The 22,249-nt window shown below is 71.9% G+C and carries 23 protein-coding genes; 14 read left to right on the forward strand and 9 right to left on the reverse strand.

What is annotated here, in order from left to right; genetic code table 11:
- Positions 1 to 79: 79 nt before the first annotated feature.
- Positions 80 to 1,063 (forward strand): zinc-binding dehydrogenase, encoded by a 984-nt coding sequence (locus ACZ61C_RS09805; RefSeq protein WP_465304860.1) that lies wholly within the window; start codon positions 80 to 82, stop codon positions 1,061 to 1,063.
- Here ACZ61C_RS09805 and ACZ61C_RS09810 read toward each other — a convergent pair.
- The gene (locus ACZ61C_RS09810) at positions 1,060 to 2,358 is read right to left on the reverse strand and encodes a M20/M25/M40 family metallo-hydrolase (protein ID WP_465304862.1); all 1,299 of its coding nucleotides are present in this window, start codon (positions 2,356 to 2,358) and stop codon (positions 1,060 to 1,062) included. The two genes, ACZ61C_RS09805 and ACZ61C_RS09810, sit on opposite strands and share 4 nt — an antisense overlap.
- Positions 2,351 to 3,178: a M55 family metallopeptidase gene (locus tag ACZ61C_RS09815; RefSeq protein ID WP_465304864.1), complete on the reverse strand. Its 828-nt coding sequence runs from the start codon at positions 3,176 to 3,178 to the stop codon at positions 2,351 to 2,353. Before ACZ61C_RS09815 ends, ACZ61C_RS09810 begins: the two co-directional genes overlap by 8 nt.
- Positions 3,179 to 3,348: 170 nt before the next feature.
- Here ACZ61C_RS09815 and ACZ61C_RS09820 point away from each other — a divergent pair, with 170 nt between their 5' ends.
- From ACZ61C_RS09820 to mptB, 5 genes are read left to right on the forward strand one after another with little or no spacing between them, the layout of a single operon-like run.
- Positions 3,349 to 5,181, forward strand: a complete 1,833-nt coding sequence (locus tag ACZ61C_RS09820; protein ID WP_465304866.1) for an ABC transporter substrate-binding protein — start codon at positions 3,349 to 3,351, stop codon at positions 5,179 to 5,181.
- Positions 5,182 to 5,187: 6 nt separating this feature from the next.
- Positions 5,188 to 6,213: an ABC transporter permease gene (locus tag ACZ61C_RS09825; protein ID WP_465304868.1), complete on the forward strand. Its 1,026-nt coding sequence runs from the start codon at positions 5,188 to 5,190 to the stop codon at positions 6,211 to 6,213.
- Complete coding sequence (locus ACZ61C_RS09830) at positions 6,210 to 7,106, forward strand: ABC transporter permease (RefSeq protein WP_465304870.1); 897 nt, start codon at positions 6,210 to 6,212, stop codon at positions 7,104 to 7,106. Before ACZ61C_RS09825 ends, ACZ61C_RS09830 begins: the two co-directional genes overlap by 4 nt.
- Positions 7,103 to 8,755: a nickel ABC transporter ATP-binding protein NikE gene (nikE, locus tag ACZ61C_RS09835; RefSeq protein ID WP_465304872.1), complete on the forward strand. Its 1,653-nt coding sequence runs from the start codon at positions 7,103 to 7,105 to the stop codon at positions 8,753 to 8,755. Before ACZ61C_RS09830 ends, nikE begins: the two co-directional genes overlap by 4 nt.
- A 47-nt stretch (positions 8,756 to 8,802) precedes the next feature.
- Positions 8,803 to 10,338: a polyprenol phosphomannose-dependent alpha 1,6 mannosyltransferase MptB gene (mptB, locus tag ACZ61C_RS09840; RefSeq protein ID WP_465304873.1), complete on the forward strand. Its 1,536-nt coding sequence runs from the start codon at positions 8,803 to 8,805 to the stop codon at positions 10,336 to 10,338.
- A 92-nt stretch (positions 10,339 to 10,430) separates the two neighbouring features.
- On the opposite strand, the gene ACZ61C_RS09845 is transcribed toward mptB, so the two are convergent.
- The 4 genes from ACZ61C_RS09845 to ACZ61C_RS09860 are packed head-to-tail and all read right to left on the reverse strand — an operon-like array spanning position 10,431 to position 13,792.
- Positions 10,431 to 10,556 (reverse strand): hypothetical protein, encoded by a 126-nt coding sequence (locus ACZ61C_RS09845; RefSeq protein ID WP_465304875.1) that lies wholly within the window; start codon positions 10,554 to 10,556, stop codon positions 10,431 to 10,433.
- 19 nt (positions 10,557 to 10,575) lie between these two features.
- Entirely contained in the window at positions 10,576 to 10,977 is a 402-nt protein-coding gene (locus ACZ61C_RS09850) for a TIGR03668 family PPOX class F420-dependent oxidoreductase (RefSeq protein WP_465304877.1), read from the reverse strand.
- A complete protein-coding gene (locus tag ACZ61C_RS09855) occupies positions 10,974 to 11,873 on the reverse strand; it encodes a S66 peptidase family protein (RefSeq protein WP_465304879.1) in 900 nt (299 codons plus the stop codon). The genes ACZ61C_RS09850 and ACZ61C_RS09855 overlap by 4 nt, the downstream gene beginning before the upstream one ends.
- Positions 11,870 to 13,792, reverse strand: coding sequence for an alpha/beta hydrolase family protein (locus ACZ61C_RS09860; protein ID WP_465304881.1), 1,923 nt, complete (start codon positions 13,790 to 13,792; stop codon positions 11,870 to 11,872). The genes ACZ61C_RS09855 and ACZ61C_RS09860 overlap by 4 nt, the downstream gene beginning before the upstream one ends.
- Before the next feature lie 76 nt (positions 13,793 to 13,868).
- Here ACZ61C_RS09860 and ACZ61C_RS09865 point away from each other — a divergent pair, with 76 nt between their 5' ends.
- From ACZ61C_RS09865 to ACZ61C_RS09895, 7 genes are all read left to right on the forward strand, one after another.
- A complete protein-coding gene (locus ACZ61C_RS09865) occupies positions 13,869 to 14,444 on the forward strand; it encodes a DUF3090 domain-containing protein (protein ID WP_465304883.1) in 576 nt (191 codons plus the stop codon).
- 2 nt (positions 14,445 to 14,446) lie between these two features.
- Positions 14,447 to 15,244, forward strand: a complete 798-nt coding sequence (locus ACZ61C_RS09870; protein WP_465304885.1) for an SCO1664 family protein — start codon at positions 14,447 to 14,449, stop codon at positions 15,242 to 15,244.
- A gap of 82 nt (positions 15,245 to 15,326) precedes the next feature.
- Positions 15,327 to 15,881, forward strand: a complete 555-nt coding sequence (locus tag ACZ61C_RS09875; protein ID WP_465304887.1) for a hypothetical protein — start codon at positions 15,327 to 15,329, stop codon at positions 15,879 to 15,881.
- Entirely contained in the window at positions 15,862 to 16,674 is an 813-nt protein-coding gene (locus ACZ61C_RS09880; RefSeq protein ID WP_465304889.1) for a DUF3097 domain-containing protein, read from the forward strand. Before ACZ61C_RS09875 ends, ACZ61C_RS09880 begins: the two co-directional genes overlap by 20 nt.
- 84 nt (positions 16,675 to 16,758) lie before the next feature.
- Positions 16,759 to 17,193, forward strand: coding sequence for an NfeD family protein (locus tag ACZ61C_RS09885; RefSeq protein ID WP_465304891.1), 435 nt, complete (start codon positions 16,759 to 16,761; stop codon positions 17,191 to 17,193).
- Positions 17,190 to 17,678: an SPFH domain-containing protein gene (locus tag ACZ61C_RS09890; protein WP_465304893.1), complete on the forward strand. Its 489-nt coding sequence runs from the start codon at positions 17,190 to 17,192 to the stop codon at positions 17,676 to 17,678. The genes ACZ61C_RS09885 and ACZ61C_RS09890 overlap by 4 nt, the downstream gene beginning before the upstream one ends.
- Before the next feature lie 88 nt (positions 17,679 to 17,766).
- The gene (locus ACZ61C_RS09895; RefSeq protein WP_465305623.1) at positions 17,767 to 19,134 is read left to right on the forward strand and encodes an SPFH domain-containing protein; all 1,368 of its coding nucleotides are present in this window, start codon (positions 17,767 to 17,769) and stop codon (positions 19,132 to 19,134) included.
- A 51-nt stretch (positions 19,135 to 19,185) separates the two neighbouring features.
- Here the strand turns inward: ACZ61C_RS09895 and ACZ61C_RS09900 are convergent, their stop codons facing one another.
- The 3 genes from ACZ61C_RS09900 to ACZ61C_RS09910 form a co-directional block, all read right to left on the reverse strand.
- Positions 19,186 to 20,532 carry an MFS transporter gene (locus ACZ61C_RS09900; RefSeq protein ID WP_465304895.1) on the reverse strand — a complete coding sequence of 449 codons (1,347 nt, stop codon included), beginning with the start codon at positions 20,530 to 20,532 and terminating at the stop codon, positions 19,186 to 19,188.
- Between the two features lie 82 nt (positions 20,533 to 20,614).
- Positions 20,615 to 21,058 (reverse strand): hypothetical protein, encoded by a 444-nt coding sequence (locus ACZ61C_RS09905; protein ID WP_465304897.1) that lies wholly within the window; start codon positions 21,056 to 21,058, stop codon positions 20,615 to 20,617.
- Entirely contained in the window at positions 21,059 to 21,541 is a 483-nt protein-coding gene (locus ACZ61C_RS09910) for a MarR family winged helix-turn-helix transcriptional regulator (protein WP_465304899.1), read from the reverse strand. It abuts the gene before it with no gap.
- Positions 21,542 to 21,618: 77 nt separating this feature from the next.
- On the opposite strand from ACZ61C_RS09910, the gene ACZ61C_RS09915 reads away from it, so the two are divergent.
- On the forward strand, positions 21,619 to 22,233 hold the full coding sequence (locus tag ACZ61C_RS09915) for a TetR/AcrR family transcriptional regulator (RefSeq protein WP_465304901.1): 615 nt from the start codon (positions 21,619 to 21,621) through the stop codon (positions 22,231 to 22,233).
- Positions 22,234 to 22,249: the final 16 nt, after the last annotated feature.

Raw genomic sequence — 22,249 nt, forward strand, 5'->3', positions numbered from 1 at the left:
GAGCGGGTTGGCGGCGAACGGGCACAAGCTGGCATTCTACCGGTGGCCCGCCACCACCCGGTCCGGCGACAGTGGACGCATGAGCGAAACGATGCGAGCGGCGGTCTGCGTCCGGGCGGGTGGCCCGGAGGTGCTGGAGATCCGGGAGCTGCCGGTGCCGGTGGTCCGCCCGGGCTGGAGCCTGGTGCGGGTCGAGGGCGCGGGCCTGAACCGGTCGGAGCTGCGGACCCGCCAGGGTCACTCCCCGTCGGTGGTGTTCCCGCGGGTGCTCGGGATCGAATGCGTCGGTGTCGTGGTGGCCTCGACCGAGCCCCGGCTCCCGGAAGGCACCACCGTCGCGGCGGTGATGGGGGAGATGGGCCGGGCGTTCGACGGCGGATACGCCGAATACGCGCTCTTGCCGAACCCGCTGCTGATGCCGATCACCACCACCCTGCCCTGGGACACCGCGGCCGCGCTGCCCGAGACCTACCTGACCGCCCAAGGCGCCCTCGACACGTTGGGTGTCCACTCAGGACAGCGGCTGCTGGTCCGCGGCGGGACGTCGTCGGTGGGCATGGCCGCCGCGTCGATCGCGGCGGGCCACGGCGTCGAGACCGCCGCCACCACCCGACGGCCCGGCAAAGCCGCCGCGCTGACCGCCGCCGGTGCCGGTCACGTGCTCGTCGAAGACGGGCAGCCACTCGCGGAGAAGGTGCGCGGGCTCTGGCCCGGCGGCCCGGACCACGTGCTCGACCTCATCGGCGCGGACACCGCCGCGGATTCACTGCGCCTGGTCCGCCGCGGCGGCACGGTGTGCGTGGCGGGCTCGCTCAGCGGCTGGGTCGTCCCGGACTTCGAACCGATCACGAAGATCCCCTCGGGCACCAAGCTCACGGCCTTCCACAGCGACGACCTCAAAGGCAGCGCGGGCGAAGCCGTGCTGCAGCGTGTCTTCCGCGAAGTCGAGGCAGGGGTGTACCGGCCCAACCTCGACCGCGTCTTCGCCTTGGACGACATCGCCGAAGCCCACCACCACATGGAGGCCGACCAGGCCGCCGGCAAGGTGGTCGTGGTGCCCTAACAGCTTTCGAGGAACCGGGACAGCACGCGGGTGCCGAAGTGCAGGCCCGCCACCGGCACCCGCTCGTCCACCCCGTGCGCCATCGCCCGGTACGGGAAGCCCTTCGGCAGCCACAGCGGCGCGAAGCCGTAGTTGTCGATCCCCAGCTGGGCGAACGCCTTCGCGTCCGTGCCACCACCCAGGCAGTACGGGACCACCACGGCTTCGGGGTCCTCCGCCCGCAGCGCGGCGGCCATCGAGTCGAACCACGGCGAGTCCACCGGCGCCTGCACCGGCGGCTGGTGCGCGACGAACTCCCGCGTCACGTCCTCACCGAGCAACCCGTCCAGCGTCGCGAACAGCTCCTCTTCGGTGCCCGGCAGCACCCGGACGTCCACCTGCGCGGTCGCCGTCGACGGGATCACGTTCACCTTGTACCCCGCGTCGAGCATCGTCGGGGTGGTGCTGGTGCGGACCGTCGGCACCACGAGCGAGCCCGCCGGGCCCAGCGCGGCGACCGTCGCGTCCACTGCGTTCTCGTCGGACAGATCCACCGGCACCCCCAGCGCCGCGCCGGTCCGCTCCAGGAACGCCTGCACCGTCGGCGTCAGCGAAACCGGCCAGCGGTGCGCGGCGATCCGGTGCAGCGCGCCCACGAGCCGGGTGACGGCGTTCTCGTCGTTGGGCCGCGAACCGTGACCGGCGCGGCCCCGCGCGGTCAGCCGCAGGTGCGCCGTCCCGCGCTCGGCCGTCCCGACCGGGTACAGGTGCACGTCCCGCCCGTCCGCCGCCGGCACGTGGTAGGTGTAGCCACCCGACTCGCTGATCGCCGCCGCGCAGCCTTCGAACAGCTCCGGGTGCTCGGCGACCAGCCAGTGCGCGCCCCACTCGCCGCGGTCCTCCTCGTCGGCGACGAACGCCAGCACGAGGTCACGCCGGGGCCGCACCCCGCCGGCGAGGGCGGCCAGCACCATCGCCACGAAGTCCTTCATGTCGGTCGCGCCGCGGCCCCACAGGCAGCCGTCGCGGACCTCGCCGGCGAACGGCGGCACCGACCAGTCCGCGGCGTCCGCCGGGACGACGTCGAGGTGCCCCTGCACCAGCAGCGCCGGCAGCGAAGGATCGGCGCCGGGCACCCGCGCGATCACGCTGGCCCGGCCGGGCGCGGCTTCGAAGATCTCCGACGGGATGCCTAGGCCGTCCAGGAACGCCGCCACGTACTCCGCGGCCGGGCGTTCGGGCTCGGCGTCGTTCCCGCCGCGGTTGGTCGTGTCGAACCGGATCAGGTCCGCGCACAGCTCGACGACGTCAGCCATAGATGCCCTGCACCGCCCCCGCCGCGATCGCCGTGACGACCTTGAACGCCTTCATCGCCTCGGTCATGTCCACCGCGTCGAACCCGACCCGGCGGACGCCGATCTGCTCCACCGTCGGGATCACCGCCGTAGCCTGCGCGAGGTGGCTGGCGTCGAACTCGACCTCGATCCGGTGCGGCCCGACCTGCCGTTCCTCCCGTCCGGCGCGGGTCATCGCGTCGGCCGCCGCGCCGGTCAGCAGGTCCGCCGTGCGCGCGGGCGGCAGGCAGATCGCCGCGTACCGGCTCACGCACTCCTTCACCTGGACCAGCTCCGCTTCCGGTGCGTAGTCGCGGGCGTCGTCACACGTTTTGTCGTCACCCGAAACGAGCAGGACGGGGACGCCGTACTCCGCGGCCATCGCCGCGTTCAGCCGGCCTTCGCTCGCGGGGACGTCGTCCAGCCACACCCCGGTGATCTGGTTCTCCAGGTACGTGTGGGAAAGGACGCCGTCGAACCCGGCGCCCGCGTGGTAGCCGAGGAACACCACACCGTCCACACCGGAGTCGATCCCCTGCATCATCGACAACGGCTTGTGCCGCCCGGTCAGCATCCGCGCCCGCGGGTCGAGCTCTTCCAGCAGCAGGTTCCGCTGGGAGGAATGCGCTTCGTTGACCAGCACGTCACCGGCCCCGGCCTCGAACAGCCCGGCCAGCACGGCGTTGACGTCGCCGGTGAACAGCCGCCGGAAGCGGTCCCACTGCGGCGAACCGGGCACGACGTCGTCGGTCCACGTGACGCCGGTGGCGCCCTCCATGTCCGCCGAGATCATGATGCGCATGCCCGGCACTCTAGCCACGCCGCCCCGGTCCCGGCCGGGACCGGGGTGATCACGGTGCGTCACCGGTCACGATCGATAACGATCGGACACCTGCCGAGGTGGCGACATATTGCGCGGTTGTCCGGGTATGTGGTTACTTCTCGTCCTTGGGGAGGCTCACAGCGAGAACGATGGGGTGGTTTTTGGTGCATTTCCAACGCAGAATCGGGCGGTTCGGCCGCGTGGGCGCGGTCGTCGCGGCCGCGACGCTGGCGGCGATCCCGCTCGCCGTCCCCGCCCAGGCCCAGCAGGGCAAGGTGCTGCGGGTCGCGCTGACCACCGGCATCGACCACCTGAACCCGTTCACCGCCGTGCTCGCCGCCTCCACCCAGGTCGGCCGCTTCGTCTACGAGTTCCTCACCATCCCGGACGCGGCGAAGGCCGAGGCCTCGCCCGCCCTCGCCGAGTCCTGGACGCCGTCACCCGACAAGCTGACGTGGACGTTCAAGATCCGCAGCGGCGTCAAGTGGAGCGACGGGCAGCCGGTCACCGCCAAGGACGCGGCGTTCACCTTCAACCGCATGCTCACCGACGAGAACGCCCGCACCGCCAACGGCAACTACGTGGGCAACTTCGAGACGGTCACCGCCCCCGACGACACCACCCTCGTCATCAAGACCAAGACCGTGCAGGTCAACATGAACCTGCTCGACGTGCCGATCGTGCCCCAGCACGTCTGGGAAGGGCTCACCGACCTCAAGGCCCCCGGCACCGACGACCTCAAGGTCGTGGGCGTCTCCGACGGCCCCTACCAGGTCACCGAGTACAAGCAGAACGAGTACGTCAAGCTCAAGGCCAACAAGGACTACTGGCGCGGCGCGCCGAAGGTCGACGAACTGCAGCTGCTGCAGTTCAAGGACACCGAGGCCGCGGTCAACGCGCTCAAGCAGGGCGAAGTCGACGTCATCAACCGGCTCAACCCCAACCAGTACGCCGCGCTGCAGGGCCAGGAGGGCATCACCACCAACGCCGCCCCCGGCCGCCGCTACGACGAGCTCTCGATCAACTTCGGCGTCACCGACAGCTCCAACAACCCCATCGGTGACGGCAACCCGGTCCTCAAGGACCTCAACGTCCGCAAGGCGATCATCCAGGCCGTCGACACCCAGGCGCTGGTGGACAAGGTGCTCAAGGGCCTCGGCCAGGTCGGCGGCGGGGTCGTCCCGCCCATCTACAGCGCCTACCACTGGGACCCGAGCGACACCGAGAAGGTCAAGTTCGACCTCGCCGCCGCCAACGCCACGCTCGAGCAGGCCGGCTACAAGAAGGGCCCCGACGGCGTCCGGACCGCTCCCGGCGGCGCGAAGCTGGAACTGCGCCTGACCGGGCACTCCAACCGCAGCTACGACCAGGGTGTCGCCCAGTACGTCACCGGCTGGCTCAAGGACGTCGGCATCACCGTCAAGCAGGACCTCGTCTCCGACGACGAGCTGTCCGACCGCACCCAGACCGGCAAGTACGACCTGGCCATCGGCGGCTACGGCACCAGCCCCGACCCGGACTACGCGCTGTCGCTGCACACCTGCGCCGCGCGGCCCAGCGCCGACGGCAAGGGCGGCAGCACCGACACGTTCTTCTGCGACGCCCAGTACGACGACCTCTACCACAAGCAGCTCACCGAAACCGACAACACGAAGCGCGCGGACTACGTCAAGCAGGCCCAGGCCCGGCTCTACAGCCAGTACCCGACGATCGTGCTGGACTACCAGAACACGCTCGAGGCCTACCGCTCCGACAAGTTCTCCGCCTTCACCACCCAGCCCCAGCCCAAGGGCGCGATCCTCGAGCAGTCCGGCTACTGGGGCGTCTACGGCGCCACCCCGGCCGGCACCGAGGCGGCCGCGGACTCCGGGTCCGGCAGCACCGTGCTGTGGATCGTCATCGGCGCGGTCGTGGTGGTGGTCCTCGTCGCCGGCGGCGTGGTGCTCAGCCGCCGCGGCAAGACGGCGGAAGATCGCGAGTAGCAGCACATGACCATGCCCGACCAGGCCGCGGTGCTCGTCGACCCCGACGAGCACCGCGGCGGGACCGGCGCCGGCCGGTTCTTCCTCCGGAAGCTCCTCGAAGCCGTCATCAGCATCGTGCTGGTGGTCGTGCTGTTCTTCTTCCTCTTCCGCATGCTGCCCGGCGACCCGGTCGCCGCCATGACCCGCGACCGCGCCACCAGCCCCCAGCAGATCGCCGAGCTGCGCGAGAAGATGGGCGTCGACAAGCCCATCTTCGTCCAGTTCGGCCAGTACTTCTGGAACCTGCTGCACGGCGACCTCGGCGAGTCCCGGCTGCTCAACAACGGCCGCCCGGTCGCGGACATGATCGGCGAACGGCTCTGGCCGACCATCCTGCTCGTCGGCAGCGCCACCATCCTCGCCGTCCTCATCGGCCTGTGGCTGGGCATCCGCGCCGCCTGGCGCCGCGACAGCTTCTTCGACCGCGCCCAGACCGGCATCGCGCTCACGCTGTGGTCGGTGCCGCAGTTCTGGCTCGGCCTGATGCTGCTCGTGGTCACCGGCGGCCTGTTCCCCAGCCGCGGCATGCACTCCCCGGACGCCGCACCGGACGTGCTTTCCCAGACCGTCGACGTCCTGCACCACCTGGTGCTGCCGTGCGTGACGCTGCTGGCGGTGTTCTACGCCCAGTACATGCTGATCATGCGGTCGTCACTGCTGGGGGAGATGAACGCCGACTACCTCACCACCGCCCGCGCGAAGGGGCTGCGCGACGACCTCGTGCGCCGCCGCCACGCCGTCCCCAACGCCCTGCTGCCGACCACCACGCTGGTGTTCATGCAGTTCGGCCAGGTCGTGGCCGGCGCGGTCACCGTCGAAGCCGTGTTCAGCTGGCCCGGCCTCGGCCAGCTGACCTACGACGCGCTGCACGGCCCCGACCTGCCGGTGCTGCAGGGCGTGTTCACCGTGCTGGCGAGCGCGGTGGTGCTGATGAACCTGCTCGCGGAGCTGCTCTACCGCGTGCTCGACCCCAGGGTGCGTACCTCATGACCACCGCCGAGACCCCGCGGCAGATCGCCTGGAGCCGCCGCCGCGCGTCGCTCGCCCGGACTTGGCGCGAGTTCGCCTCCCAGCGCGCCGCGCTCATCGGGCTGGTGCTGCTCGCCGCCACCGTGGTCGTCGCGCTGCTGCTGCCGCTGATCAGCGACGAAAGCGGCCTCGACGTCACCAAGGCGGCCGGGCAGCCGCTCAGCCCGCCCACCGGCGACTACTGGCTCGGCACCGACAACTTCGGCCGGTCGGTGCTGCTCATGACGATCTGGGGCAGCCGGATCTCCCTGCTCGTCGGGTTCTCGGCGGCGCTGCTGTCGGTCGTCATCGGCACCGTCATCGGCATCACCGCCGCGCACTTCGGCGGCTGGGTGTCGGCGACGCTGCTGCGGTTCACCGACTTCTTCCTCGTCCTGCCCTCGCTCATCCTGGCGATCGCCCTCTCGGCGGTGCTGCCCAAGGGCGTCGGCACGATCATCGTCGCGATCGGCCTGACCGCGTGGCCCAGCACCGCCCGCCTGGTCCGCGCCCAGACGCTGACCATCGAGAGCCGCCCGTACATCGAGCGCGCCCACGCCCTCGGCGGCGGTCACCTGCACGTCATCGGCAAGCACGTCCTGCCCGGCGTGATGCCGCTCGTGCTGGCCAACACCACCCTCGTCGTCGGCAACGCCGTCATCGCCGACGCCACCCTGTCGTTCCTCGGCGTCGGCGACCCCAACTCCGTCACCTGGGGCCTGGTGCTGGAGAACGCCCTCAACAACGGCGCCATCAGCCGCGGCGCGTGGTGGAACGTGCTCCCGCCCGGCATCGCGATCGTCCTCGTCGTCCTCTTCTTCACCCTGGTCGGCCGGGGCCTGGAGACCGTGCTCAACCCGAGGTTGAAGAAGTGACCACCCCGCTGCTGCAGCTCAACGACCTGACCGTCACCTACACCGTCGGCGAGCAGGACATCCCCGCCGTCCGCGGCGTCACCCTCGGCCTCGACCCCGGCGGCACCCTCGGCATCGCGGGGGAGTCGGGCTCGGGCAAGTCCACGGTCGCGATGAGCGTCCTGCGGCTGCTGCCCCGCACCGCGAAGATCAGCGGCGAGATCCTCCTCGACGGCGAAGACGTCACCGCCATGAAGTGGGGCCGCCTGCGCGCGGTCCGCTGGGCCGAGGCGTCGGTGGTCTTCCAGGGCGCCATGCACGCGCTCAACCCGGTCCGCAAAATCGGCGACCAGATCGCCGAGCCCCTGCGGCTGCACCCGCCCGAAGGCGGCAAGGCGCTCACCGACGCCGCTGTCGACGCGCGGGTCGCCGAGCTGCTCACCCAGGTCGACCTGCCGCCGAGCCGCGCCGGCGCCTACCCCCACGAGCTCTCCGGCGGGCAGAAGCAGCGCGTCATGATCGCGATGGCCCTGGCCTGCTCGCCCCGGCTGATCATCGCCGACGAGCCGACCACCGCCCTCGACGTCATCGTCCAGGCCCAGGTCCTCGACCTGCTCTCGAGGCTGGTCGCCGAACAGGACATCGGCCTGATCATGATCAGCCACGACCTGTCGGTGCTCGCCGCCACCTGCAAGCGCATCGCGGTGATGTACGACGGGCAGATCGTCGAGGAGGGCCCCAGCGCCGACGTGATGGGCTCGCCCCGGCACGAGCACACCCGGGCGCTCGCCGCGGCGTTCCCGACCGTCGGCGACCCGGTGTCGCGCTTCGCCCCGGCCACCAGCACCCCGCTGCCGCCCGAACCGGCGGAGCGGGTGGCGGGCGAGCCGCTGCTGGCCGCGGAGAACCTGCGCGTGTCCTTCCGGGACCGCACCGGCAAGCGCATCAACGCCGTCGCCGGGGTCGACCTCACGGTGGCGCGCGACGAGATCGTCGCCCTGGTCGGCCAGTCCGGCTCCGGCAAGACCACGCTCGCCCGCACCCTGCTCGGCCTGCAGAAACCCGACTCCGGCGTGGTCCGCTACGCCGGGGACCCGGTGCCCACCGGCGGCGCCGGGCTCAAGGCCTACCGCCGTCAGGTGCAGCTGGTCCTGCAGGACCCCACCAGCGCGCTCAACCCGGCCCACACCGTCTACGAGGCCGTCGCCGAAGGCCCCCGCATCCACAAGCTGGCCGACGAGCGCGCGGTCGTCCACCGGGCCCTGGAGGCCGCGGAGCTGCGGCCGGCGGAGAAGTACGCCGACCGGCTCCCGCACCAGCTCTCCGGCGGGCAGCGCCAGCGCGTCGTCATCGCCGGGGCACTGGCGCTCGAGCCGTCGGTGGTGGTGGCCGACGAGCCGGTCGCCTCCCTCGACGCGTCCGTGCGCGGCGAGATTCTGGGGCTGCTGCTGCGGCTGCGCCGCGAGCTCGGCCTCGCCGCGCTGGTGATCACCCACGACCTCGGCCTGGCCTGGAACATCGCCGACCGCGTCGCCGTGATGTACCGCGGCGAGCTCGTCGAAACCGGGACGGTGGAACAGGTCCTGCTCGACCCGCGGCACGAGTACACGAAGTCCCTGCTGGCCGCCCTGCCCGGCGGCACCGCCCAGCGCCGGACCGTCGAAACCTGACGCTGCGGGAACCCCGCCCGAGCGCAGTGTGTAACCTCCGAACGGAAATGGCGACCACCACCGACCCCGCGCAGAAGCCCTCGACCGGACTGGCCGAGCGGCTCCTCACGCCTTCGCGATTCCCGTACCGCACGATCGCGATGGGCACGGTCGGGAGCACCCTGCTCATGCTCGCCGCCTTCGGCGCCGGCGGCATCCTGATCAAGGACCCCGTGCTCGGCCACGGCCCGATCTCGTGGATCCGCTACGGCCACGGGCGCATGCTCGCCAACGCCGTCCTCTACACCGGCTTCGGCCTCGTCGTCTGGGCCTGGGTCCGGCTCGGCCGCTACGTGCTCGCCGGCCGCATCGGCAGCCGCCCCATCCTGGTCGCCGCCGGCTGCTGGATGGCCCCGCTGCTGGTCTCGCCGCCGCTGTTCACCCGCGACGTCTTCTCCTACCTCGGCCAGGGCGCCCAGCTGCTCTACGGGCTCGACCCGTACGCCAACGGCCCCGCCGAGCTCGACGTCCTGCCGAACGTCGTGCAGAACGTCCACCCGCTCTGGCAGACCACCCCGGCGCCGTACGGGCCGCTGTTCCTGCTGATCTCCAAGGGCGTCGTCTCGGTCAGCGGCGACAACATGATCCTCGGCGTCATCCTCATGCGCCTCGTGCTGCTGGTGGGGCTCGCGGGCACGCTGTGGGCGCTGCCGCGGCTGGTCAAGCACCTCGGCGGCAAGCTCCCGGTCGCGCTGTGGCTCGCGGTCGCCAGCCCGATGATGGTCATCCACCTCTTCGGCGGCCCGCACAACGACCTGATGATGCTCGCGTTCCTCACCATCGGCGTCCTCGCCGCCCTGGAGAAGAAGCACGTCGTCGCGGTCGTCCTGGTCACGATCGGCATGCTGATCAAGCCGACGGCCGCGATCGCGCTGCCGTTCATCGTCTGGATGTGGGCCAACCACCTGGTCGGCGAGTCGAAGGTCCGCAACTTCCTGCGCGCCGGAGCGGCGTCGGTCGGGCTGTTCCTGCCGGTGTTCGTCGCCGGCACGTGGATCTCGCTCGGCTCGCTCAACCTCGGCTGGTGGTCCGGGCTCAAGGCCCCGCAGCTCATCGCCAACTGGCTGAACATCCCCACCGGCATCGGCGAGGTGTTCTACAACCTGGTCCACCTCGTGGTGGACGTCCAGGTGTCCCCGTTCGTCACGGTCGCCCGCGCGGCCGGCATGCTCCTGCTGATCGGCTTCGGCATCCGCCAGTGGTGGCTCGGCCGCGGCGGCGGCACCGAAGCCGTCTACCGCGCCGGGATCTCGCTGCTCGCGGTGGCGATCCTCATGCCGCCCACCCTGCCGTGGTACCTGACCTGGGGTTTTGTGCTCCTGTCGGCGTTCAAGTGGCAACCGCGTCACTTGGCGCTCGTGGTGGCGGTCTCGGTGTTCGTGACGCTGGTCTACTACCCGACGGGCGAGCAGGCCCTCTACGACTGGTGGTTCATCGCCCTGGTCGTGGTGGCGAGCCTGTACTCGGCGGCGTCGCTGCTGCGCCCGGACCCGCTGGGCCTGATCGACGCGTGGCGCCGGCCGGAGAAGTTCCTCCGCGACTGAGAGCCAGCCGGCCCGGCAGGTCGTTCGAGCAGCACAGCGACCTCGATGGCCTGCCCCAGGGCGAAGCTCGGTCCCGATCTCGGCCACCTCCACTACTGGGCCGGGCGGCTGCGCGCGATCTCCTCCGCGACCTTCTGCACGACCCCCGTCACGATCACGTCGCCGGACGTGACGTCGGTCAGCTCGACGAACCAGGCCTCTTGCGGTTCGGCGTACATGAACTGCACCCAGCCGATTTCAGGCGCCCGCCCAGCCGCTCCACCGATGGACCTCCGTCACCACCACCGCGTGCTCCGGCGGCCTTTCCGCGTACTGCTCGTATTTCGCGACCAGCCACGAAACCGGCTCCGCGCCCGGCGGCAGGGCCCGAGCCGAACCGTCCGCGCGGGCCCACCACAGCCGCGACCAGTCCTCGTCGTAGCCGTCGGCCAGGAAGCACACTGCCGGGTTCTCCGCGATGTTCGCGAGCCGCCGCAGCGCCACCGTCGACTTCGGCTTGTGGTCCACCGCGAACGCCACCTCGTCGCCGCGCACCGCGAAGGTCACCGGGACCAGGTGCGGCACCCCGGCCGCCGACACCGTCGCCAGCCGGGCCACCCGCGCCGCCGCGAACCGGGAACGAGCTTCGTCCGGTGTCATGTCAGCGCGGGGGAGTCGAACGTCAGCGTCCCCAGGTCCGCGTCCAGCGTCACCGGCACCCCCAGCGGCAGCGTCGGCGACGACGCCACGTGCCCGAACCCGAACTCCTCCACCATCGGCACCCCCAGCGGCCCCAGCCGCTCCAGCAGCAGCGCCCGCACGTCCGACGGCGCGCCGCACGCCGCCCACGAACCCAGGACGATCCCTCGCACCCCGGTGAACCAGCCGCTGCGCAGCAGCTGCGTCAGCATCCGGTCCAGCCGGTACACACTCTCGGTGACGTCCTCCAGCAGCACCACCGCGTCCCGCGCGGACCCCTGCTCCGGCGCCCCCAGCCCCGCCGCCAGCAGCGACAGGTTCCCGCCCGTCAAGACCCCCGACGCCCGGCCCGGCGCCAGCGGCGAACCGCCGCGCACCACCAGGTTCCGCTCGGGCTCGAACAGCGACCGCCGCAGGTGCTCCACCGCGAAGTCGTCGAACAGCACGCTCGCCGGCATCGGCGAGAACAAACTGGACAGTCCCAAGTGGACGTTCACCGCCCGGTGCAGCGCGGTGACGTCCGACGACCCGGCCAGCACCTTCAGGCCCGCTTCCCGCAGCGCCGCCCAGTCCACCAGGTCCAGCATCCGCTGCACGCCGTAACCGCCACGCGCGGCCAGGACACATCGGACACCGGGGTCCAGCCACGCCTCGGTGAACTCCGCCGCCCGCGCGGCGTCCGAACCGGACAGGTACGGCGGCGACCCCGGCTCGGCCGTCACGCACGGCCCGACCCGCACCTCGACGCCCCAGCCGCGCAGCACCGGCAACGCCTTCTCCAGCAGGTCCGCCGGCACCGGGCCGGCCGGTGCGACCAGCGCCAGGGTGTCGCCCGCACGCAGGCGTGGCGGCCTCATCGCCGCAGCTCCAGCCGCGCGACGTCCGGCGTCTCGAACCCGAGCACCTGGCCGTAGAACGACAGCTCCGCCGCCAGGGCCGCCTCGATCGTCGCGGCCTGCCGGAACCCGTGCTGCTCGCCGGGGAACCGCTGGTAGGCGTACGGCATCCCAAGGCCGGCGAGGCGCGCCACGAACCGGTCCGCCTGCTGCGGCGGGCAGATCCGGTCCTCCAGGCCCTGCTGGAGCAGCACCGGCCCGGCCAGGGTGGCGGCGTTGGCCAGCGGCGAGCGCTCGACGTACTGCTGTCTCGCCGCGGGCAACGGCCCGACCAGCCCGTCCAGGTAGTGCGACTCGAAGTCGTGGGTCTCACCCCCGCCGCCGGCCCAGTCGGCCAGGTCCAGCACCGGGTACATCACCGTGCCCGCCTTGTAGGTCTTCGTCGTCGTCAGCGCCACCGCGGCGGTGAACCCGCCCGCGCTGCCGCCGCGGATCGCGAGCCGGTCGCGGTCGGCCAGCCCGGCCGCCACCAGCGCCTCGGCCACCACGGCGCAGTCCGCGACGTCGACCACACCCCACTGGCCGCGCAGCCGCTCCCGGCGAGCCCGCCCGAACCCGGTCGACCCGCCGTAGTTCACCGCCGCGACGGCGAGGCCGCGGCTGGTGAAGTAGGCGATCTCCAGGTCCAGCGTCGCTTGGTGCTGCCCGGTCGGGCCGCCGTGGACGTGCACCAACACCGGCGGCAGCTCACCCGCGGGCGCCGCGAACTCCGGGTTCGCCGGCGGGTACAGCACCACCGGCACCGGCTCCCCGTCCGCCGCCGTGAACACCCGCTCCTGCGGCACCGGCAGGAACGCCGCCGGCAGCTCGGGCTGCGGCGTCAGATCCGTCAGCTCCCCGCTGCCGAGCGCGACGTGGACCACGGCGGACTCGCGCAGCGGACCGGCCGCGACCCCGGCGACCCCGCCGCCGTGCGCGGCGAACCCGGTGCTCGACCAGGCCGTCAGCTCCTCGGCGACCGGCGTCACCGAGCCGTCCGCTTCGTCGAGTACCGCCAGCCGGCCCGCCACCAGTACCGCGTGGCGGCCGCCGCCCAGCGGGACGAACCACCGCGAGCCCGCCTTCCACAGCGGCCCGCCCAGCTCCCGCTCCACCGGCGCCGGGTTCACCACCGAGCCGTCCAGCCCGATCCGGTGCAGGTTCCACCAGCCGTCCGGGTCCAGCAGGGCCAGCAGCGTCGTGGCCGTCTCCCACTCGACCTGGCACACGGCGACGTCCGGGCCGCCGGCCACGACGCGGTGCGGCCCGAAGGAGCCGTCCCCGGCCACCGGAGCCACGCACAGCTCGGTGCCGTCCCACGGCATCGCCGGGTGGTCCCAGCCGAACCAGGCGGCGTGCCGCCCGTCCGGCGCCAGCTTCGGCACGGTCAGGAAGTGGTGGCTCGCGGCCAGCACCCGCTCGGCGCCGCCGTCCAGCGCGATCGACACCAGCTCCCGCTCGACGTCGGTGGGACGCGAGCCGACCGACCGCTCGCGCACCGCCCACACCTCACCCGGCCGGCCCTCCCGGAGGTCGCCGTAGCGGACGCTTTGGGGCCGCGCGGGCTCCGGTGTCAGCGGCGCCACACCGGTTTCGCTCACCGCGTAAACCCGCTGATCCGCCCAGTGCGTGAACACCACCACACCCCCGGCGACCACCCACGGACGGCCGCCGTACTCGTGCAGCCGGTTGCGGACGCTCCACGGCGCCGGCAGGACGTCCTCGGTGCCGCCCGGCACCGCCCGGACCAGGGTGACCCGGCCCTGCTCACCGGGCCGCGCCTCGGCCCACCACACCTCGTCCCCGACGACGTCGAGCCACTGCGGGCCGCCGCCGGCGGCGGCCACGGCGGCGGCGGTGATGGGCGAAGACCAGGTTCCGTACGGGGCGATCCGAGACACCCCCAGAGGCTAGCGGCCCGCGAAGGTGGGGCGGCGGATGCCGATCATGCGCCGGTGGCCTAGGGTCGTCGGTGCTATGTCTCGCGTAATCCACGTCTTCCGCCAGCCGGATCGGTTCGTCGCCGGCACCGTCGGCGAGCCCGGCGATCGCACGTTCTACCTCCAGGCCTCCGAGGACGTGCGCACCATCAGCGTCACCATCGAAAAGCAGCAGGTCGTCGTCCTCGCGGAACGCCTCAGCTCGCTGCTGGAGGAGGTCGCCAGCCGCTTCGGCGCCGACGTGCCCGAGGACGTCCCCGACGACCTCGTCGACGTCGACCCCCTGACCGTGCCGGTCGAGGAGGAGTTCCGGGTCGGCACCATGGGCCTGGGCTGGGACGCCGACAGCAGCGCGGTCGTCGTCGAGCTGCTCGCCATCACCGAAGGCGAGGTCGACGAGACGGTCGTGCTCGACGACACCGAGGAAGGCCCGGACGCCGTCCGCGTCTTCCTCACCCCGGCCGCCGCCCGCGCGTTCGCCGAGCGGGCCGACCGGGTCGTCAACGCCGGCCGCAAGCCGTGCCCGCTGTGCGGGGAGCCGCTCGACCCGGCCGGGCACATCTGCCCCCGGCAGAACGGCTACCGGCGCGACACCGACGCGGGCGAAGACTGACCATGGCCGACACCCCGGCCGACCCGGCGTCGCGCGAGCTGGTCACCCACGGCCGCATCGACGTCGAAGGCCGGCTCGTCGACGCCTCCAACGTCACGCTCTTCTGCGCCATCGAGCTCGACGGCGTCACCGGGCGCGTCGTGTACAAGCCGGTGTCGGGGGAGCGGCCGCTGTGGGACTTCCCGGACGGCACGCTCGCCGGGCGTGAGGTCGCCACCGCGATCGTCGCCGACGCCGCCGGCCTCGGCGCGATCCCGCCGACCGTGCTGCGCGACGGCCCGTTCGGCCCCGGCATGGTCCAATTGTGGGTCGAGACCACCGAGGACGACGTCGTCGAGGTCCTCCCGCCCGACGAGGTCCCCGAGGGCTGGCGGGTCGTGCTGCACGCCCACGACCGGCTCGGCGAGCCCGCGGTGCTGGCCCACGCCGACCACCCCGGGCTGCGCGACCTCGCCGCGCTCGACATCGTCGTCAACAACACCGACCGCAAGGGCGGGCACCTGCTCCCGGGTGTCGACGGGCGGGTCTACGGCGTCGACCACGGCATCTGCCTGCACACCGACCCGAAGCTGCGAACCGTGCTGTGGGGCTGGATCGGCGAGCCGGTGCCGCCGGACACCGTCGAGAAGCTGCGCAAGCTGCGTTCGGAGCTCGACGGCGGCCTCGGCACGACGCTGGCCGAACACATCACGAAGTTCGAGATCCGCGCGCTGGCCGAACGCACCGACGTGCTGCTGGCCGAAGGCATCTTCCCCGAGCCCGGCGACGACTGGCGGGCCATCCCGTGGCCATTGTTCTGATCGACGACGCCGCCCGCGCCCGGCTCGTCAACCGCTTCGGCGCGGAGCCGCAGCTCTCGCCGCGTGGGCCGATCGTCCCCGCGTGGTGAACGTGCTCGACACGGACCTCGGCGCGAACGCGATCCTGCTGGAGGGCCTGGTCCCGGGCGCCCAGCTGGACGGTGACATCCCGTGGGCGGAGGTCGGCGACCTGCTCGACCAGCTCCACTCCGTCGAGCCCACCGGTCCCTTCCGGCCACTCGCGACCAGCGGGCCGGTCTCGCTCCTGCACGACGACCTGCACCCCGCCAACGTCCTCACCAGCGGCCGCGGCATCGTCGCCATCGACCCGCGCGCGGGGTTCGGCGACCCGTCGCTCGACGCCGTCGACTGGATGTTCGTCCCGATGGCCAGGGGCGGCACGATCGACGACGGGGCTCGCCGCGCTCGCCCCGCACGTGGCGGGCTTCGACGCCGACCGCGTCCGGGCCTGGTGCGTCGCGATGGCCCCGCTGGTCGCCCTCGGGCCGCTGCGGCGCGGCGAACCGTCGCCGTTCACCGACGCCGTCCTGCAGATGGCGCGCTGACCGGCGTGGCGTCACCCGCCCGGGTCGCCCGGGCCACTAGCGTCGCTGGCCGTGCGCTCCCATTCCTATGACGACGTGCTCGCCGGCCCGCGCCGCAAGAAGGTGCCGGAGGTCCCGGCCGAACCCGGCCTGGTGGTCGAGGACCCGGCCAGCGGGTTCTGCGGCGCCGTGATCAAGATCGAGTACGGCAACGTCGTGCTCGAAGACGGCAAGGGCCGCCACCGCGTGTTCCCGCTGGCCCCCGCCGGGTTCCTGCTGGAGGGCAAGCCGGTCACGCTCGTGCCGGTCAAGACGGTGAAGGCGCCGGTCAGGCAGGTTTCGGCGTCCGGGTCGGTCAAGGTCCAGGGGCTGCAGGCCCGCGTCGCCCGCGACTCGCGGATCTGGGTGGAGGGCAAGCACGACGCCGAGCTCGTCGAACGCGTCTGGGGCCACGACCTGCGGGTCGAAGGGGTCGTCGTGGAGCCGCTGGACGGCGTCGACGTCCTGGCCGACCGGATCGCGGAGTTCGGCACCGGGCCCGGCCGGCGCCTCGGCGTGCTGGTCGACCACCTCGTCTCCGGCAGCAAGGAGTCCCGGCTCGTCGGCGCGATCCACGACGAGAACGTGCTGGTCACCGGGCATCCGTACATCGACGTCTGGGAAGCCGTGCGGCCCGGGGCGGTCGGCATCCGGGCGTGGCCGAAGATCCCGCGCGGCACCGAGTGGAAGCAGGGGATCTGCGACGCGCTCGGCTGGGGGCAACCTTTTGAAGGCTGGCAACGTGTGCTGAGCGGGGTGAGCAGTTTCCGCGACCTCGAGACCCCGCTCATCGGGGCCGTGGAACGGCTCATCGACTTCGTCACCGAGTCGACGGAAGAGGCCTGAATGTCTGATTTGTCCAAGGTCACGCGTAGGTCACTTCAAGTCACTGTGCCGGTGCGAACCGGCGCGATCTGAGAGCATTAAGCCATGTCTTGGGCACTGGTCTGGTTGATCGTCGGCATCGCCCTCGTGATCGCCGAGGTCCTCTCCGGCGACTTCGTGCTGATCATGCTGGGCATCGGCGCGCTGTTCGGCGCCGGGGCCGACGTCATCACCGGGAACGTCTTCATCGACGTGGCGGTGTTCGCCGTCGCGTCCGTCGGCATGCTGATGCTGGTGAGACCCGCGCTGAAGCGGCGGCTGCTCGCCGGCTCGTCGCACCGGACCGGCATCGACGCGCTGATCGGCGCCCGCGCCGTCGTCGTGTCCACAGTGGACTTCGAGGCCGGGCAGGTGAAGCTGGCCGGCGACGTCTGGTCCGCCCGCAGTCTCTCCGAGGCCCACGAGCCGATCGCGCCCGGCACCTCCGTCACCGTCGTCGAGATCTCCGGCGCCACCGCCGTCGTGTCGGCCGAGCCGTGAGCCTGGGCCTCGTCACCGTCCCCGAGGGCCGGGCCGCGGTGATCGAACGCGGCGGGCGGTTCCGCGCCGTGCTCGGCCCGGGCCGGCACTTCGTGCTCCCGTTCGCCGACCGGGTCCGCGCCCGCGTCGACCTCGGCGAGCAGATCCTGTCCGCCCCGCCCCACGCCGTCGAAACCGGCGACGGGCAGGAAGTCCACATCGGCTTCGAAGTCGTCTTCGCGGTCACCGACCCGCGCCGGGCGACGTACGAAACCACCAACCCGGCCATCGCGATCGAACAGCTGGCCCGCACCGCGCTGCGGCAGGAAGCCGGGCTCACGACGGCCGAGCGCGCCGTCGCCGCGCCCGGGGACCTGCACCGTACAGTGTGGACGGTCCTGCACGACACCACCGGACGCTGGGGCGTCACCACGCGGGAGCTCAAGCTCGCGGTGCGCCCGCCCGCGGCGCCCGGACCGCCGTCAACCGCGCAAGAATGGTACTAGGTAAGGGGAAGAGCTCTTGACCGGATTTGTGATCGGCCTGGTCATCGTGTTGGCCTTGCTCGTGATCATCACGATCGCCAAGGCGGTCATGGTCGTGCCGCAGGCGCAGTCGGCCGTGATCGAGCGACTGGGCCGGTTCCGCACGGTCGCCTCGCCCGGCCTGAACATCCTCGTGCCGTTCCTGGACAAGGTGCGCGCCCGGATCGACCTGCGCGAGCAGGTCGTCTCGTTCCCGCCGCAGCCGGTGATCACCGAGGACAACCTGACGGTCTCGATCGACACCGTCGTCTACTTCCAGGTCACCGACTCGCGTGCCGCGGTGTACGAGATCTCCAACTACATCGTCGGTGTCGAGCAGCTGACCACCACCACGCTCCGCAACGTGGTCGGTGGCATGAGCCTCGAGCAGACGCTGACCTCCCGCGACTCCATCAACACGCAGCTGCGCGGGGTCCTCGACGAGGCGACCGGCCGCTGGGGCATCCGCGTCGGCCGCGTCGAGCTCAAGGCGATCGACCCGCCGCCCTCCATCCAGGACTCGATGGAGAAGCAGATGCGCGCCGACCGTGAGAAGCGCGCCATGATCCTCACCGCGGAAGGCCAGCGGGAGTCCGCGATCAAGACGGCGGAAGGCCAGAAGCAGAGCCAGATCCTCTCCGCGGAAGGTGCCCGCCAGGCCACCATCCTCGCGGCCGAGGCCGAGCGGCAGTCCCGGATCCTGCGGGCCCAGGGTGAGCGCGCCGCGCGGTACCTGCAGGCGCAGGGCCAGGCGAAGGCGATCGAGAAGGTGTTCGCCGCGATCAAGGCCGGCCGCCCGACGCCGGAGGTGCTGGCCTACCAGTACCTGCAGACGCTCCCGCAGATGGCGCAGGGCGACGCGAACAAGGTCTGGATGATCCCGAGCGACTACGGCAAGGCCCTCGAAGGCTTCGCCCGCGCGCTCGGCGCCCCCGGCGACGACGGTGTGTTCCGCTACGAGCCGCCGAAGGAAGACGACGTCCCGGCCAAGCCCGACCTCGAGGACGAAGAGGTCTCCAGCTGGTTCGAGACGAAGAGCGACCCGAAGGTCGCCGAGGCGGTCGCGGCGGCGGAAGCCGTGGCACGCCAGGAGGTCCCGGCCCTCGGCGTCGCGACCGGAACGCCGCCCGCGCGGCCGCAGATCCCGCGCCCGGCGCAGCAGCAGGCGCCGGAACTGGAAGAGGCGGAGGAAGAGCGCGGCACCGAGGTCGCGCCGGCGCCGCAGCAGCCGTCGACACCGCAGAGCGGGCTGCCCCAGCCGCAGTCCCCGTCCCCGCAGCAGCCGCCGGCCGGCCCGCCGCAGGGTGGCCAGTACCAGGGCCCGCCGCCGCAGTCCCCGCCGCCGGGCCAGTTCGGCGGACCGCAGCAGAACCCGGGCAGCGGGCCGTTCCCGCAGCAGCCCCCGTTCGGCGGCCCCCAGGGCGGCCCGCGCCGCTGACGTCAACGCCGTGAAGGCCTCCCACCACGCGGTGGGAGGCCTTCACGGCGTTCAGGCTCGCTGGTAGACGCTCGCGTCGTCGATGTCCACCTTGGACCGGTCCTTCAGCCAGATCACGCACAGGACCGAAACCACCGCCGACAGCACGATGTAGCCGGAGATCGAGTACGGCGTCCCGGTCTGGTGCAGCAGCCACGTCGCCAGCAGCGGCGCCGGGCCGCCCGCGAACACCGACGCCAGCTGGTACCCCAGCCCCGCGCCGCCGTAGCGCAGGTGCGTCGGGAAGCTCTCGCCGATCAGCGCCGCCTGCGGGCCGTACTGCAGCGCGTGCGGGATGAACGACACCACCACGATGACGAACACCAGCGCGTGGCCACCACTGGTCAGGACCGCGAAGTAGGGGAACGCGATCACGCCGGTGAGCACCACTCCGGACAGGTAGACCTTCTTGCGCCCGTACCGGTCGGACAGCTGCGAAAAGAACGGGATCATCAGCAGCTCCAGCGCCGCGCCGACGAGCACCGCGTTGAGCACGAACGTCTTGCTGAACTCTTCGCGCGCCACGACGTAGATCAGCACGTAGCTGGTGAACAGGTAGAACGGCATCTGCTCGCTGAACCGCACGCCGGCCGAGAGCAGGATCTCGCGCCAGTGGTGGCGGATCGCGTCGAGCACCGGCGTCTTCGCGGTCTTGCCGCTCTCGACCAGCTTCGCGAACATCGGCGTCTCGAGGATCTTCAGCCGGATCACCAGGCCGACCGCGACGAGGATCAGGCTCGCCAGGAACGGCAGCCGCCAGCCCCAGGAGTCGAACGCCGCGGGGGAGAGGACCGCCGAGAGCAGCGTCATGCCGCCGGTGCCGAGCACCAGCCCGACCGGCACGCCGATCTGGGCGAAGCTGCCGAGCAGGCCCCGTTTCTTCTGGTCGCCCCACTCCATCGCCAGCAGCACCGAGCCGCTCCACTCACCACCGATCGCGATGCCCTGGACCAGCCGCAGCAGCACCAGGATCAGCGGCGCGGCGAACCCGATCGCCGCGGTGCCGGGCAGCATCCCGACCACGCCGGAGGAGATGCCCATCAGCAGCAGCGTGACGATCAGCGTGGTCTTGCGGCCGATCCGGTCGCCCCAGTGCCCGAAGATCGCGGCGCCGACCGGGCGGGCCGCGAAGCCGACCGCGTACGTCGCGAACGACTGCATCGCCCCCGCGTACGCGCTCGAAGCGGGGAAGAACAGGTGCGGGAAGACCAACGCGGCCGCGGTGTTGTAGAGGAAGAAGTCGTACCACTCGATGGTCGTGCCGATCGCGCTCGCCAGCGCCGCACGCCGTACCTGCACTCGCCCCGTCTTGCTGTCCGGCTCCACCTTGTGAGTGACGCCGTTGTCTCCCAGGACCATCTCGCAACACCTCCGGTGACTGATGTCACACAACAGTGTGACGTCCGTCGACGAATTCGGCGATCGATGACCGTGATCGTGGCTAACGCGTGAAGAACCGCCGGGCGGCCCGCGGCGCCCACAGCAGCACCACGACGGCGACCTGGATCGCGCCGACCACCGGGATCACCGCGTGGAACATCGGCGACGACGACCACGAGAAGACGCTGAACACCACCGACAGCAGCTGCGACACCGTCGTCAGGCGACGCGTCCACGGCCGCGCCCCGGCCAGCTTCACCACCAGGAGCAGGCAGACCAGCAGCAACACGCCGTGGAAGACCGCCGCGGAGACAACGGCGATGTCGGCCGAACGCGCCACCTCCGCTGCTCCGAAGTCCGGATGCTGGCCGGCGATGACATCCCGCAGCGAGCCCTCGCCGGCCACCATGACGATCGGCACCACGAGGTGGCTGAGCGCCACCAAGGCCAGCAAACCCCGCGCCCACTGGACAACGGCCGGCACCCGGGTGGTGGTCAGGGTCATCTAGCTCTCCTCGATCCGGTGAGCCCGGCGCCAGCGCGGGCCGGGTGTCGGGTGGGGCGGGTCGACGCGGGCGGCCCACGCCTCGTTCAAGCGGGTGATCAGCCGGTGTGCGGTGGCGACGTCCTCGGCCGGCCAGTCGGCGATGACCTCGGCGAACACCCGGGCGCCCGCCTCGACGGTCGCGTCGATGTCCGCCCGGCCGGCATCGGTCGGGCGGACGAGGAACGTGCGCTGGTCGTCCGGGTCCGGCTCGAAGGTGACCTGCCCGGCCTGCTCCAGCGCGGTCAGGTGCCGGCTGGTGGCGGACGCGGTGAGCCCGAGTTCGGCCGCGATCGCGCCCGGTCGCACCGGCCCCCGCTCGCCGACCAGGCGAAGGATCCGCACCCGCGTCAGGTCGAGACGCCGGGAGATCCGGCGGTGGCCCTGGTCGATCAGCTCCATCACCGCCCGGGCCAGCTCGCCTGCTTCGTTTCGTTGCGACACGAAACGAAACTACCACAGCGGCAAACTTGCAGAGTCTGCAATGTTGCAGACTCTGCAAGTTTTGCTACCTTGAGTTCATGGACACCGACGGCGCCGGGCTCCGGGAGCGCAAAAAGCAGCAGACGCGCATCGCACTGAGCTGGGCGGCGATCCGGCTGACCGTGCAACGCGGGTACGACAACGTCCGGATCGAGGACATCGCCGCCGAGGCCGGGGTGTCCACCCGGACGTTCAGCAACTACTTCGGCAGCAAGGGCGAAGCCGTCGCCGCCCGCCACCACGACCGGGCCCGGGCGATCGCGGCGGCCCTGCGCGAGCGCCCGGCCGGCGAGCCGATCTGGGACGCCGTCACCGAAGCCACCCTGGCCGGGTTCGCCCTGGGCGAGCCGGTCGACCGAGGGCGCCCGGCGGACCCGTCGTGGGTCGAAGGGCTCCGCCTGATGGTCGCCGAACCCGCGCTGCAGACCGAGTTCCAGAAAGCCGCCGCGGCGGCCGAAGCCGAGATCGCCTGCGTCGTGGCCGAACGCACCGGCGCCGTCGACTTCTACCCGCAGCTCGTCGCGGGCGTGGTCGGCGCCGCGCTGAACGTCGTCACCTGCGAATGGCTCCGCGCCGACCCACCACCGCCGATGGACGAGCTCTTGCGCGACGTGTTCGGCCGGCTCGCCGCCGGCCTGCCCGAACCGCGCTGAACCACTGAGAAAACTG

The organism is Amycolatopsis sp. NPDC104587 (assembly GCF_055583645.1).